A 13,866-nucleotide genomic window follows, 5' to 3' on the forward strand; every position below is an offset into this window, starting at 1 on the left:
GCCGGCCGACAGCGCGCGCGTGCGGAGCCTGGAGGTGCGGGCATGGCGAAGCTGATCCATCGCCGCGCCTTCAAGGACACCCGCGGCGAAGGCGAGATGTTCCGGCGTCGCGCGTTTGCCGGTTTTGCGCTGATCCTGCTCGGGCTGGGGGCGCTGGTCGGGCGCTATGTGTTCCTGCAGGTGCTGCATCACGACGAGTTCGCGCTGCGCTCGATCAACAACAGCGTCAAGCCGCGCGCGCTGCCGCCGCCGCGCGGGCTGATCTACGACCGCAACGGGGTGCTGCTGGCCGACAACGTGCCGGCGTTCCGCCTTGAAGTGGTGCCCGAGCAGGTCAAGAACATGAATGCCACGCTGGCCGCGCTGGGCAAGGTGATTCCGCTCGATCCGGACGACCTGGACGCTTTCCGCAAGCAGCTCAAGCAGACGCGCCGGTTCGACAGCGTGCCGTTGAAGATGCGCCTGACCGAGGACGACATCGCGCGCTTCGCGGTGAACCGCTGGCGCTTTCCCGGCGTGGACGTGGTGCCTTACCTGATCCGCCAGTACCCCTATGGACCGCTGTTCGCGCACGTCATCGGCTATGTCAGCCGCATCGACGCCGACGACCTGGACCGGCTCGATCCGGATTTGTACAAGGGCACCACGCATATCGGCCGCACCGGCATCGAGCGCTCCTACGAGGATTTGCTGCACGGCAAGCCCGGCTACGAGCTGGACGAAGTCAGCGCCGATGGGCGCATCCAGCGCGTCCTGAAAACCGTCCCGCCGGTGCCGGGCAAGAACCTGTACCTGAGCATCGACGTGCGCGTGCAGAAAGCCGCGCAGGATGCGTTCGAGGGCAGGCCCGGCGCGGCGGTGGCGATCGATCCGCGCAACGGCCAGGTGCTGGCCCTGGTCAGCGTGCCCACGTTCGATCCCAACCTGTTCGTCAACGGCATCAGTACGACCGATTACAAGGCGTTGAGTACCGACCCTGACAAACCTTTGCTCAGCCGCGCCCTGAAGGGGGCGTATCCGCCCGGTTCCACCGTCAAGCCGTTCATGGCGCTGGCGGGCCTGGAATATGGCGTGCGCACGCCGCAGGATTCGGTGCTTTCCACCGGCGTTTTCTATATCCCCGGGCAGTCGCGCGGTTACCGCGACGACCAGCGCTACGGCGTGGGCACGGTGAACTTGTATCGGGCGATCGAGGATTCGGTCAACACCTACTTCTACAAGCTCGCGCTGGACCTTGGCATCGACCGCGTCAGCGCTTTCATGGGTTCCTACGGCTTCGGCAAGCCCAGCGGCGTGGATTTGCCCGGCGAAGCATCCGGCATCTTGCCCTCGCGCGAATGGAAGGCCAAACACTCGCCCAAGGCACCGGCCTGGTATCCGGGCGAGACGGTGATTACGGGCATCGGGCAGGGCTACTGGGAAGTGACGCCGATACAATTGGCGCATGCGCTGGCGACTTTCGCCGGACATGGCGTGCCGTATGCGCCGCGCGTGGTGATGTCGACCGCCGACGTCGGCGCGGCGCCCGTGCAGCTGGCCAATCCGCCCTCCGGCCCCTCGCTGATCAAGAACGAGAAAGACTGGCAGGCGGTCAACGACGGCATGCAACTGGTGATTTACGGTACCGATCCGTTCTCCACCGGCGCGGGCGTGAAGCTGGGCGATGGTTTCCCGTATCGCATCGCGGGCAAGAGCGGTACCGCCGAACGCTATTCGCGTACCAGCGATGCGTATAACGAAAACAAGAGCACCGCTTACCTGGCCGCGCGCCACCGTGCCTGGTTCGAGATGTTCACCCCGGCCGAGAATCCGCGCATCGCGGTGGCCACGATGCTGGAGGCCGGTGCGTGGGGTGCCAAGGATGCCGGCCCGATTGCGCGCAAAGTGCTCGATGCATGGCTTACCAGCCAGGGCGGCCCGGTGCCGGCCGATCACCCGCTGCCCGAGCCGATTCCCGCCGGCAGCGTGCCGCCGCCGGAAGATACGCCACAAACCGATCAAACCGATATGCCGGCGCCGGACGCGTCCAGCGGGGGGGACAGCACGCCATGATCGATACCCTGCGCACACGCTTCTACCGTTTCCTCCGGCGCATTCTCACGCGCCCGCGCATCGATCTGCCGCTGGCGTTTGCGCTGTGCCTGTTGTGCGGCGTCGGTCTGGTTACGCTCTACAGCGCGGGCGACAGCAACGTGGGGCTGGTGCTTGGCCAGGCCGCGCGCTTCATGCTCGGCGGCGTGCTGATTTTGCTGCTGTCGCGCATTCCGCCATCGACGCTGCGCAACTGGACGCCCTGGTTGTATGCCGCGAGCCTGGCGCTGCTGTTGGTGGTCGCGGTGCTGGGCGAAGGGCGCGGTGCGGACCGCTGGCTCAATTTGGGCATCATGCGCTTCCAGCCGTCGGAGCTGATGAAGCTGACCATGCCGATGATGGTGGCGTGGTACCTGCATCCGCGCCAGCTGCCGCCGCGTTGGAAAGATATCGCGACCGTAGGCGTGCTGATCGGCATCCCCGCGGCCCTGATCGCCCACCAGCCCGACCTTGGCACGGCGTTGCTGGTATCGGCGGCCGGTGCGTTCGCGCTGTTCCTGTCCGGCATGGCGTGGTGGCGCATCGGGCTGCTGCTGGCCGGCGCGAGCGGCCTGGTGCCGATTGCCTGGCATTTCATGCACCAGTATCAGCGCGATCGCATCCTGACCATGCTCAATCCCGAGTCCGATCCGCTGGGCAACGGCTGGCACATCATCCAGTCGCAGATCGCGGTGGGCTCGGGCGGGGTGTTCGGCAAGGGCTTCGAGCAAGGCACGCAATCGCGCCTGGATTTTCTGCCTGAACACACCACCGACTTCATATTCGCGGTGTTCTCCGAGGAGTTCGGGCTGATCGGCGTATGCGCGATCCTGGTGCTGTATGCCTTCATCATCGGTCGTTGCCTGTGGATCGCGATGGAAGCGCGCGACACGTATTCACGCCTGCTTGCCGGCGCCATCGCCATGAGCTTTTTCGTCTACGTGTTCGTCAACGGCGGCATGGTCGCGGGCCTGCTGCCGGTAGTGGGCGTGCCGATGCCGATGGTCAGTTACGGCGGCACCTCGGCGGTGACCTTGCTGGTGGGCTTTGGCGTGCTGATGTCGATCCATGCCAACCGCAAGGTGCACGACTGAGTTGCCCTGCGCACGCTCGCGTGCCCGCCAATCGCCACGGTTTGCGCCGCATTGCATGCTACGCTGTGGCCGATGCCGATCAAGACAGCGAAAACCACCCCGCCGCCGGCCTTAAGGCCACGCTTTTTTCGTCCTTCGCGGATACTGCTTTTGCTGTCGTTGCTGGCCGCCGCGCCGGCGTGGGCCGATCAACATCCCGGCCAGGCGCAACTGGTGCAGGAAGTGGTGCAGGACACCGGCAAGGATCCCGCCGCGCTCAACGCATTGCTCGACGGTGCGAAGAAACAGCAGAGCATTCTCGATGCGATCAGCCGTCCCGCCGAAGCCAAACCGTGGAGCGAGTACCGGCCCATTTTCATCACGCCCGCGCGCATCGATGCGGGCATCGATTTCTATCGCGATCATCGCGCGCTGCTGGAGAAGATCGGCGCGCAATACGGCGTGCCGCCCGAGTACATCGTGGCGATCCTGGGCGTGGAAACCTTCTACGGCCGCAACACCGGCAACTACAAAGTACTCGACGCGCTGGTGACGCTGGGCCTGTATTACCCGCCACGCGCGGCGTTCTTCCGTGGCGAGCTGAAAACCCTGCTGGAATTGCCCGACAGCATGCTCGCCGGTCCCCTCGACACGCTCACCGGTTCCTATGCCGGCGCGCAGGGCTGGGGACAGTTCATGCCCGACAGCATTCGCGACTACGGCGTGGATGAAGACGGCGACGGGCGCATCGACCTGAAAAATTCGCTGCCCGACATCTTCGCCAGCGTCGCCAACTACTTCGCCAAGCACGGCTGGGTGGCCGGCGGACCGGTGGCAGCGCCCGCGCAGCCGGACGCGGCGGCCAGGCCGCTCAACGTGAAGGACTCCACCCCGCAGTGGACGGTGGAGCAGCTCGAAGCATGGGGCTACGGTCCGCTGCAGCACCTCGATCCGGGTGCGCTCAGCAGCGTGCAGACCTACCAAGGCGCCAACGGCCCCGAATACTGGTTCACCTTCCAGAACTTCTACGTGATCACCCGCTACAACCGCAGCCCGATGTATGCGCTGGCGGTGCACGAGCTTGCGCAGGCGATCGCCGCAGGCGCCAACAGCCCCGAGCATCCGGCGCAATGAGGGCGGCGTGGCGCCTGCCGTGGCTGCTTGCGACCGCGCTGCTGCTGGCCGGATGCGGCGGCCACTCCGGCACGCGGGCGTCCTCGTCGTCTTCGTACGCGCGCAGCGGAAACTCCGGTAGCGGCGGTTTCCGCGACGACACCAACCTGCCGCAGAACAGCCGTTATCGCAGCAACAGCGACAGCGTTCCCGACGGTCCGCCACCGGACGTCAGCAACCTGCCCGAGCCCGTGCCGAAGGTCGAGCCACGCTCGCTGTACGGCAACCGCTCGCCCTACACCGTGTTGGGCCACACGTATTGGGTGCTGCCCTCGGCGCGCGGCTACGACGAGCGCGGCATCGCCTCGTTCTACGGCAGCAAATTTCACGGCTACAAGACCTCGGACCTCGAGGACTACGACATGTACAAGTTCACCGCCGCAAGCAAGGTGCTGCCCTTGCCCAGCTACGCGCGCGTGACCAACCTGACCAATGGCAAAAGCGTGATCGTGCGCGTCAACGATCGCGGTCCGTTTCATGAGGATCGCGTGATCGACCTGTCCTACGCCGCCGCGGTGAAGATCGGCATCTGGCCCAAGGGCACGGGCCTGGTGGAAGTGCAGGGCATCGATCCGTCCGCGCCGCCCGAGCAGGCGGTTCCGCCGCCGCCGGTGGTGACGGCCACGCCCGAGCATCCGCCGGGCATCTACCTGCAGGTTGGCGCGTTCAGCGACCCGGCCAACGCCGAGCGCGTCGCCGAGCAGTTGCGCGTGGCCAATTTCGCTCCGGTGCAGGTGGTCGATGCCAACATAGGCGGCCGGCTCGTGCACCGGGTGAGGGTCGGGCCGCTGGCCGATGTGGACGCGGCCGACCGGGTCACCTCACAGATCGAACAAATGGGTCTGCCGCACCCGCAGGTCGCTGTAGACTGAGCGTTTTCCAACCTGGCGGCGCCGCGTGTGCCGCGATCCAAGCAAAAAACGGATGTAAGACCACGATGAATCTGTTCCGCCGCTCCCTGCATGTTCTTGCCGCTGCCAGCCTGGTGTTTGGCGCCAGCGCGATCGCCCAGCAGAATCCGCTCCCGCCCAAGCCGGTGCCCAACCCGGTACCCTCGCCGGCGGCCGTGCAGGTGCCGGTGCCGCCACCGCCGGATGTGGACGGCAAGAGCTGGGTGCTGATGGATTACGCCACCGGCCAGATCCTCGCGTCCAAGGACGCGGACATGCGCGTGGTGCCGGCCTCGATCACCAAGGTGATGACCGACTATGTGATCTCCGCGCAGATCGCCTCGGGCAAGATCCATCTCACCGACCAGGTGCACATCAGCGAGCACGCCTGGCGCGCGGGTGGCGCGGGCACCGACGGTTCCACCAGCTTCCTGCAGCTCAACAGCGATGTACCGCTGAAGGACTTGCTGTACGGCATGATCATCCAGTCCGGCAACGATGCCGCGATCGCGCTGGCCGAGCATACCGCCGGTTCCGAAGAGACCTTCGCCAACCTCATGAATGCCTACGCCAAGCAGCTGGGCATGGTGAACAGCCACTTCGTCAATGCATCGGGCTATCCGGTCGACAACCACTACACCACCGCGCACGACGTGGCCATCCTCACGCGCGCGCTGATCCACGATTACCCGGACGACTACGCGATCTCCGCCATCAAGGAGTTCCAGTGGAACGGCATCAAGCAGGGTAACCGCAACACGCTGCTGTGGCGCGATCCCAGCGTGGACGGCGTGAAAACCGGTCACACCGCCGAAGCCGGCTTCTGCCTGGACGCCTCGGCCAAGCGCGGCGACGAGCGCATGATCGCCATCGTGATGGGCGCCAGCAGCGAAAAAGCGCGCGCGGATTCGGCGATGGCGCTGCTCAACTACGGTTTCCGCTTCTTCGAAACGCACAAGTTGTACGAAGCGGGCAAGGCGCTCGCCACGCCGCGCCTGTGGAAGGGCCAGGACGACCAGCTGCCGCTCGGCGTCGAACAGGACGTGCTGGTGACGGTGAAGACCGGCGACTACGGCAAGCTCAAGGCGACCATGGACATCCCCAACACCCTGATCGCGCCGTTCAAGAAGGGTCAGCAGGTGGGCACGCTGCATGTCACCGAAGATGGCCAGACCATCGAGGACGTGCCGCTGGTCGCGCTGAACGATGCGCCGCAGGGCGGTTTCTTCAAGCGCCTGTGGGACACCATCCTCTTGTGGTTCCACGGCAGCGGCAAAAAGTGATCGTTGAGGCAAGCGGAGTTAAGCCGATGAAAGACCTGGGCGACATCAAGGCGCAGCAGGAAGGCCAGGGTTTCCAGTTTCCCGGCGAGTTCGAGATTACCGCGATGGGCAACGCCAGCGCTGACCTCAAGACCCGCGTGCCGCAACTGCTGGAGGGCATCGGCCTGCATGTGCTGCACGAAACCGTGCGGCACAAGCATTCACGCGAAGGTAACTTCCTCTCCGTCACCGTCAGCTTCCGCTGCCAGACGCGCGAGCAGTACGACCTGGCGCACAGCGTGCTGCGCGCCGATCCGGATATCCGTTTCACTTTGTGAAGCGCGGCGTCGCCTTTCCCCTGCCAGGGCAATGCCGGGGCGAGTTTTTCCCGCTCTCCCATGGGGGGAGCGGGAGCGCAAGCCAAGGACTTCCGTCACTTGCAAGCTCCCGGGCCCGGCCACAGATTGGGCTCCATTCCCATGCAGGCTAGCGATCCATGTCCCCACCGCTGAAAATTCGCCGCCTGGGCCGCCAGCCTTACGCGCCGGTCTGGCAGGCGATGAGCGCCTTCACCGACAACCGTACCGCCGCGACCGTCGACGAATTGTGGCTGCTTGAGCACGACCCGGTCTTCACCCTGGGGCAGGCCGGCAAGATGGAGCACGTCTTGGCGCCCGGTGAGATTCCCGTGCTGCCGGTGGATCGCGGCGGCCAGGTGACCTATCACGGACCCGGCCAGATCGTGGCCTATCCGCTGATCGACCTGCGTCGCGCGGGCGTGGGCGTGCGCGAGCTGGTGTGCCGCATCGAGCAGGCCATCATCGATACGCTGGCGCATTGGAACATCCAGGCCGTACGCCGCGAAGGCGCCCCGGGCGTGTACGTGGCCGACGCCAAGGTGGCGGCGCTGGGCCTGCGCGTGCGGCGCGGCTGCAGCTTCCACGGCCTGGCCTTCAACGTGAACATGAACCTGGAACCGTTCCATCGCATAAATCCTTGTGGCTACAAGGATCTGGCCGTCACGCAGGTGCTAGACTTGGGCGGTCCGTCGCGGCTGTCGGACGTTGAGGATGTGCTGATCGGTGAGTTCTGCCGGCAGTTCGACTTTGGCGCCGAACCGGCTGCTCCCATCATTCCCGAACTACCCGCTCGCGTGGCGGTCTGACTTTTTACATGAGCGATACGACCGCTTCACCCACCAAGACCATTCCGATCAGCGTCGTCAGCGGCACGCCGGTTGCCGAGAAGCAATTGGGCAACGACAAGATCGCGCTCAACCGTGCCGGCTTCGACGCCACCACACCCACGCTGCGCAAGCCGAGCTGGATCCGCGTGCGCCTGCCGCAAGGCAATGCCGTGCAGCAGCTCAAGGCGCGCCTGCGCGAGAACGCGCTGGTGACGGTGTGCGAGGAGGCCTCCTGCCCCAACATCCACGAGTGCTTCAGCAAGGGCACCGCCACCTTCATGATCCTCGGCGACGTGTGCACGCGCCGCTGCTCGTTCTGCGACGTCGCGCACGGCCGTCCCGCCGCGCCCGATCCGCTGGAGCCGGCGCGCCTGGCCGAGACCATTCGCGACATGCGCCTGAAGTACGTGGTGATCACCTCGGTCGATCGCGACGATCTGCGTGACGGTGGCGCCGAACACTTCGCCGCGTGCATCCGCGCCGTGCGCCACGCCAGCCCCAGCATCCGCATCGAAATCCTCACCCCGGATTTCCGCGGCAAGGGCCGCATGGAGCGCGCGCTGGAAGTGCTGAAAGAATTCCCGCCGGACGTGTTCAATCACAACCTGGAAACCGTGCCGCACCTGTATCGCGAAGTGCGTCCCGGCGCCGACTACCAGTGGTCGCTGGACCTGCTCAAGCGCTTCAAGGCGCAGCATCCGGAGGTACCAACCAAGTCCGGCATCATGCTCGGCCTGGGCGAAACCTTCGAACAGGTGATCGAAACCATGCGCGACCTGCGCGCGCACGACGTGGACATGATCACCATCGGCCAATACTTGCAGCCCACGCCGCACCATCATCCGGTCGTCCGCTACTGGACGCCCGATGAGTTCGACGCCCTGCGCGTGGCCGGCGAAGCGATGGGTTTCCATCACGTCGCCTCCGGCCCGCTTGTCCGTTCTTCCTACCATGCCGACCAGCAGGCGCACGCCGCTGGTGTCGCCGAGCACGCCTGATGAGAAAGCACGCCATGATCTTTCGTCCCCTGCTCGCCTTGCTGATGGCGCTCAGCGTCACCGTCACCGCGTCGGCGCAATCGGCCGCCGACATGGGGGCTACCAAGCCGCGCAAGGAATCCACGCTGCCCCTGCAACCGACCCAGAACGAAGCGGATGCGGCACTGCTCTCGGCGCGCTTCCTGACCCGCTTCCACTACGACGCGCAGCCGCTCGACGATGCGATGTCGCAGAAGATCTACACGCTGTACTTCAAGCTGCTGGACGGGGAGAAGGTGTTCTTCACGCAGCAGGACATGGCGAACTTCGCCAAGTACAAGGACAAGCTCGACGACGCGATCTGGAACCGCGACCTGTCCGCGCCGTTCGATATTTTCAACCAGTACATCCTGCGCGCGGTCGACCGCATGAACTACGCGCGCAGCCTGCTCAAGCAGGGCTTCGACTTCAACACCAACGAAACCTACACCATCGATCGCAAGAACGCCGACTGGCCCAAGGACCAGGCCGAGCTGAACGACCTGTGGCGCAAGCGCACCATGAACGACTGGCTGCGCCTGAAACTCGCCGGCAAGAGCGACGATGAGATCCGCAAGACGCTGGACAAGCGCTACAGCAATTACATCGCCCGCGTGCGGCAGCTGGACAGCGAAGACGCCTTCCAGACCTTCATGACCGCCTATGCCAACTCCACCGATCCGCATACCGATTACCTCGGGCCGCGCGACGCGGAGAACTTCGACATCCAGATGAAGCTTTCGCTGGAAGGCATCGGTGCGCAGCTGCAGGCGCGCGACGACTACACCCAGATCGCTTCGCTGGTGCCCGCCAGCCCCGCCATCAAGTCCGGCAAGCTGCACGTGGGCGATACCGTGCTGGGCGTGGGCCAGGGCGAAACCGGTCCGATCGTGGACGTGGTCGGCTGGCGCCTGGACGACGTGGTCAACCTGATCCGCGGCAAGAAAGACACCATCGTGCGTCTTGAAGTGGCGCCGGCCGATCAGGGGCCGGACGGCAAGCACATCTTGGTCACGCTGGTGCGCAAGAAGATCAACATCGAAGAGCAGGCCGCCAAGTCCAAGATCATCGACATCAACGAAGACGGCGTGGATCGCAAGATCGGCGTGATCGAACTGCCGATCTTCTACTCCGATTTCGGCGCACGCAGCGAAGGCGACAAGGACTTCAAGAGCGCCAGCCGCGACGTGGCCAAGCTGCTGGGCGAACTGAAAGCCAAGGGCGTGCAGGGCGTGGTGGTCGACCTGCGCAACAACGGCGGCGGCTCGCTGTATGAAGCCAACGAACTCACCGGCCTGTTCATCGACCAGGGCCCGGCGGTGCAGGTGCGCGATGCGCGCGGTGTCGTGCAAGCGCAGGGCAAGGACGAATTCTCGCCGATGACCTGGAGCGGGCCGATGGCGGTGCTGGTCAACCGTGGCACGGCCTCGGCGTCGGAGATCTTCTCCGCCGCGATCCAGGACTACGGCCGCGGCCTGATCATCGGTTCGCCGACCTTCGGCAAGGGCACCGTGCAGACCTTGATCGACCTGGACAAGCTGGTCTCCGATGCCGGCGCCAACGGCAAGCCCAACTTCGGCGCGCTGAAGATGACCATCCAGGAATTCTTCCGCATCAACGGCGGCTCGACCCAGTTGAAGGGCGTCACCCCCGACATCCTGTTTCCCAGCAATGGCGACGACAAGGATTTCGGCGAATCGACCTACGACAACGCGCTGCCGTGGACGCAGATCGCGCCGGCCGACTACAAGCCGGTGGCCGACATGAAAGCCTACCTGCCTCAGCTTGAGCAATTGCACGAAGCGCGCGACGCCAAGTCGCCTGCGTGGCAGTTGATGCTGGATGAGCTGGCCGCGTACAAGAAGCTCAGCGACCGTACCACTGTCTCGCTCAACTTCGCCCAGCGCGAAGCCGAGCGCAAGCAACTGGACGCGATGCAAGCGGAATTCCGCGCGCGCCACAAGGCAATCGATGGCAACGACGCCGCCGAGGTGGATGCCGACGACCAGCTCGACGATGGTCTCAACGCCAACGAGCGCAGCCTCAAGAGCGAGTTGAAGGAACAGGCCGACGCCAAGAAGGCGCCCGATCCGCAATTGCAGGAGACCGCGCACGTGCTCTACGACGCGATCGGCCTGATCGACAGCAACCCGAAGCTGGCCAAGGAAGTGCTGCCCTACGGCGGCAAGGAAGGCTACGGCCCCACCGTGGCGGCAGTGGGAGGCACCTCGACGCTGCCGACGCAGACGCAGAATGGCGCCAGCCAGTCGGGCGGCGGCTCGGTGGCCCCGGCGGCGTCGAGCAGCACGCACTGAGCGGTTTAGGCAGGTCGAACCCAAAAAGCAGCGCTTGGGCGCTGCTTTTTTTTGGGACGACTCGCGGCCGTGCCGCGCGGATGTGTCGCTGTGTCTTGAAGCCCCCCCATCACTCCAGCGGGTGCCGTCCGATCAAGCGATAGCGTTGTCCGGACCTGCCACGGTGCCTCGTGGCGGCATCAAAAACCGGTGCACGGGATGGCGGGCTGTGCCGGAATGACGGAGCTTCTCGGTCAAAGGGTGATGCCCGCGCACCTTTCGAACGAGTGGATGCCCGGCAACTTTCGCGCGAGGATGCAGCAACATCTCCTGCTGCAGGAGCCATCCGGCATGAACCTCCTACCCAACCTCGCCCTCGCCGGCGGCCTGGCCTGGGCCAGCGGCATCCGCCTGTATGCCACTTTGTTCCTGGCCGGCATGCTGGGGCGGCTGGGCTACGTGAGTTTGCCGCCGGGCCTGGAGGTACTCAGCCACAACGGGGTGTTGATCGTGTCGGGCGTGCTGACGCTGGGCGAATTTCTTGCCGACAAGATTCCAGTGTTCGACAGCGTGTGGGATGGGATCCACACCTTCATCCGCATCCCCGCCGGCACGCTGCTGGCGTGGGGCGTGTTCAAGAACTCCCCTGCCGACGTGCAGTTCGCCGCGGCCTTGCTGGGCGGCGCCATCGTCACGGGCACGCATCTGGCCAAGTCCGGCGGGCGCGCCTTGATCAACACCTCGCCGGAGCCGGTCAGCAATTGGAGCGCGAGCGCGGGCGAAGATCTTTCGATGCTCGGCATCCTTTATCTCACGTGGCAGCACCCGCTGGCGCTGTTGATCGCACTGGCGCTGTTCCTGTTGCTGCTGTGCTGGTGGCTGCCGAAGATCGTGCGCGGCCTGCGCATGATCTTCGGGCAGCTTGGCAAGGTTAGGGCGAAGTGGTCCGGTCCGGTTAAGCCAGGGCCCTAGTCATCGCCGCCTTTTCGCTTGCCGTTTGCGCGTTGCTGCTGCATCCACTGCTGGAATTCGTTGACCCGCTCTTCGTCGCGCAGCAGTTTCGAATGCGGATCGACCACCACCAGCGCATCGGCCGGGACGGTGATGCTGCCGGTGCCGTGGTCCATCGGCACCGTGTGCAGTGTTTCGCCCACCTGCAGCTCCACCGGCATCGGGAAGGGCAGGTTGTTCGGTGCGATCCAGCGCAGGTTGAGCGTGTTGCCTTGCCGGGTGACGTCCAGCTTCGGCAACGCGGCCTGATACAGGTACACGTTGAAGAACCAGCTCAGGTCGCGGCCGGTCACCTTGTTGACGATGGCGATGAAATCGCGCGAGGAAGCGTAACGGGGCTCGAAATTGCCCGGCTTCGGATCGGGGCGTCCATACACCAGCAGGCGTACGCTGTCGAAGAAGGCGCGGTCGCCGATCAATGCGCGCAGCGAGTGCAGCATCAGCGCGCCCTTGTTGTAGATGTCCTGGCCCGGCCCGGTGACGTCGTCGTAGACCGCCGCCTCGACCTGGCTCTTGCCCGACACCAGCGGATGGCGGTTGTGCAGGCTCATGCGCAGGTTGTGCAGCCAGCTGTAATAGCCGATGTCGCCGCTGATCGACCAGGCATAGAACGGCTGCATGTAGGTGGCAAAGGCCTCGTGCAGCCACATGTCGTCCCAGTCGGCGTTGGTCATCTGGTTGCCGAACCATTCGTGCGCGAATTCGTGTTGCAGCAGCCAGTCGAAGCCGTTGCCGTCCTTGGCGTAGTGGTTGCCGTAGGCATTGATGGTCTGGTGTTCCATGCCTAAGTAGGGCGTTTCCACCACGCCCATTTTTTCGTCGCCGAACGGATAAGGGCCGATATACGCCTCGTTGAAAGCCAGCATGCGCGAGAACTGGGCGAACAAGGCCTTGGCCTGTGCGTCTTCGCCGTCCAGGTACCAATACTGCAGCGGGATCGTGTTGCCGTAGCGGCTGTGGTATTGGCCGGTGAGTTCCTTGTACGGACCGACGTTGATCGAAATGGCATACGTGGTGGGGTGCTTGGCGCGCCAGTGATAGGTGCGCTTGTCGCCCTCGTCGCTCACGCCGATCAGCACGCCGTTGCCGGGCGCGACCAGCGGCTTGGGTACGGTCACGTACAGATCGACCAGATCCGGCTTGCCTTGCGGATGATCGATGCATGGCCAGAACAGGTCGCAGCCCTCGCCCTCGACCGCGCTGCCCACCCAGGGCTGTCCGTCGGGAGTGTGGCTCCAGACAAAGCCGCCATCCCACGGCGCCCTCTTGGCTACGTGCGGACGCCCCGCGTAATGCACCGTGGCCGAGACTTTGTCGCCGCTCGCCAGCACGTGCGGCAGTTGGATACGCAGGCGCCCTTGGGGATTGCTCCAGTCCTTGGCCTGGATTGGCTTGCCGTCCACTTCGATGGCGCTGATCGGCAGGTTGCGATCCAGGTCCAGCAACAGCACGTCGGTGGCTGCGCGCGCGGTGAAGGTCAGCGTGGCGCTCGCGTCGATGCTCTGCGTGGACGGATCGACGGCGATATGCAGTTCCGCATGATCGAAATGCACGCGCTTCTGTTCGGCGGGCATGGTGCCGCCGGAGTTTTCCGTCAGCGTGGTCAGCGGTGGCTGCTGGGGCAGGGCGGTGGCGTCGGCGGCATGGCCGCTCAGGCTGAACACCAGGCAGGCGGCGAGCAGGGTGGGGCGCAGGGTGTGCATGGACATCCTTCGTGGCCGTGGAAACTCCGGCATCCTGACAGTTTCCGGCAAGCCCTGACAAAGCCGAAAGTCATGGCATGGCCGAAGGCGACCGGCGACGTTGCGTCGCTGCCGCTTTCGCAAGGCAGGAAGAGATCCGGAGGGATTTTGCGTGCGGCCCGGCCCTTCCCGCTGCACGCAGGGCAGGG

General features: G+C 65.0%; 11 protein-coding genes. 10 read left to right on the forward strand and 1 reads right to left on the reverse strand.

What is annotated here, in order from left to right; translation table 11 throughout:
• Positions 1–42 precede the first annotated feature (42 nt).
• The 10 genes from mrdA to VME63_RS05195 all read left to right on the forward strand — a co-directional run bounded on the left by mrdA (position 43) and on the right by VME63_RS05195 (position 11,936).
• Positions 43–2,052, forward strand: a complete 2,010-nt coding sequence (gene mrdA, locus VME63_RS05150) for a penicillin-binding protein 2 (protein ID WP_325430933.1) — start codon at positions 43–45, stop codon at positions 2,050–2,052.
• On the forward strand, positions 2,049–3,164 hold the full coding sequence (rodA, locus tag VME63_RS05155; RefSeq protein ID WP_325430935.1) for a rod shape-determining protein RodA: 1,116 nt from the start codon (positions 2,049–2,051) through the stop codon (positions 3,162–3,164). Before mrdA ends, rodA begins: the two co-directional genes overlap by 4 nt.
• 72 nt (positions 3,165–3,236) lie before the next feature.
• On the forward strand, positions 3,237–4,277 hold the full coding sequence (mltB, locus tag VME63_RS05160) for a lytic murein transglycosylase B (protein ID WP_414648205.1): 1,041 nt from the start codon (positions 3,237–3,239) through the stop codon (positions 4,275–4,277).
• Entirely contained in the window at positions 4,274–5,188 is a 915-nt protein-coding gene (locus tag VME63_RS05165; protein ID WP_325430939.1) for a septal ring lytic transglycosylase RlpA family protein, read from the forward strand. The genes mltB and VME63_RS05165 overlap by 4 nt, the downstream gene beginning before the upstream one ends.
• A 65-nt stretch (positions 5,189–5,253) precedes the next feature.
• Entirely contained in the window at positions 5,254–6,489 is a 1,236-nt protein-coding gene (locus tag VME63_RS05170; protein ID WP_325430941.1) for a D-alanyl-D-alanine carboxypeptidase family protein, read from the forward strand.
• 26 nt (positions 6,490–6,515) lie between these two features.
• On the forward strand, positions 6,516–6,806 hold the full coding sequence (locus VME63_RS05175) for a DUF493 family protein (protein WP_325430943.1): 291 nt from the start codon (positions 6,516–6,518) through the stop codon (positions 6,804–6,806).
• A 158-nt stretch (positions 6,807–6,964) separates the two neighbouring features.
• Entirely contained in the window at positions 6,965–7,633 is a 669-nt protein-coding gene (gene lipB, locus VME63_RS05180; RefSeq protein ID WP_325430945.1) for a lipoyl(octanoyl) transferase LipB, read from the forward strand.
• 8 nt (positions 7,634–7,641) lie between these two features.
• The gene (gene lipA, locus VME63_RS05185; RefSeq protein ID WP_325430947.1) at positions 7,642–8,652 is read left to right on the forward strand and encodes a lipoyl synthase; all 1,011 of its coding nucleotides are present in this window, start codon (positions 7,642–7,644) and stop codon (positions 8,650–8,652) included.
• Between the two features lie 14 nt (positions 8,653–8,666).
• The gene (locus tag VME63_RS05190) at positions 8,667–10,985 is read left to right on the forward strand and encodes a carboxy terminal-processing peptidase (protein ID WP_325430949.1); all 2,319 of its coding nucleotides are present in this window, start codon (positions 8,667–8,669) and stop codon (positions 10,983–10,985) included.
• A 330-nt stretch (positions 10,986–11,315) separates the two neighbouring features.
• Positions 11,316–11,936: a DUF4126 domain-containing protein gene (locus VME63_RS05195; RefSeq protein ID WP_325430950.1), complete on the forward strand. Its 621-nt coding sequence runs from the start codon at positions 11,316–11,318 to the stop codon at positions 11,934–11,936.
• Here VME63_RS05195 and VME63_RS05200 read toward each other — a convergent pair.
• The gene (locus tag VME63_RS05200) at positions 11,933–13,678 is read right to left on the reverse strand and encodes a M1 family metallopeptidase (protein ID WP_325430951.1); all 1,746 of its coding nucleotides are present in this window, start codon (positions 13,676–13,678) and stop codon (positions 11,933–11,935) included. The two genes, VME63_RS05195 and VME63_RS05200, sit on opposite strands and share 4 nt — an antisense overlap.
• Positions 13,679–13,866 lie beyond the last annotated feature (188 nt).

The sequence above is a fragment of the Dyella sp. genome, assembly GCF_035503745.1.
Classification (GTDB): domain Bacteria; phylum Pseudomonadota; class Gammaproteobacteria; order Xanthomonadales; family Rhodanobacteraceae; genus Dyella_B.

Excerpts from the sequence above, each read along its gene's own strand:
- mrdA (WP_325430933.1), top strand. The coding sequence starts at position 43 with ATGGCGAAGCTGATCCATCGCCGCGCCTTCAAGGACACCCGCGGCGAA.
- rodA (WP_325430935.1), top strand. The coding sequence starts at position 2,049 with ATGATCGATACCCTGCGCACACGCTTCTACCGTTTCCTCCGGCGCATT.
- mltB (WP_414648205.1), top strand. The coding sequence starts at position 3,237 with ATGCCGATCAAGACAGCGAAAACCACCCCGCCGCCGGCCTTAAGGCCA.
- VME63_RS05165 (WP_325430939.1), top strand. The coding sequence starts at position 4,274 with ATGAGGGCGGCGTGGCGCCTGCCGTGGCTGCTTGCGACCGCGCTGCTG.
- VME63_RS05170 (WP_325430941.1), top strand. The coding sequence starts at position 5,254 with ATGAATCTGTTCCGCCGCTCCCTGCATGTTCTTGCCGCTGCCAGCCTG.
- VME63_RS05175 (WP_325430943.1), top strand. The coding sequence starts at position 6,516 with ATGAAAGACCTGGGCGACATCAAGGCGCAGCAGGAAGGCCAGGGTTTC.
- lipB (WP_325430945.1), top strand. The coding sequence starts at position 6,965 with ATGTCCCCACCGCTGAAAATTCGCCGCCTGGGCCGCCAGCCTTACGCG.
- lipA (WP_325430947.1), top strand. The coding sequence starts at position 7,642 with ATGAGCGATACGACCGCTTCACCCACCAAGACCATTCCGATCAGCGTC.
- VME63_RS05190 (WP_325430949.1), top strand. The coding sequence starts at position 8,667 with ATGATCTTTCGTCCCCTGCTCGCCTTGCTGATGGCGCTCAGCGTCACC.
- VME63_RS05195 (WP_325430950.1), top strand. The coding sequence starts at position 11,316 with ATGAACCTCCTACCCAACCTCGCCCTCGCCGGCGGCCTGGCCTGGGCC.
- VME63_RS05200 (WP_325430951.1), bottom strand. The coding sequence starts at position 13,678 with ATGCACACCCTGCGCCCCACCCTGCTCGCCGCCTGCCTGGTGTTCAGC.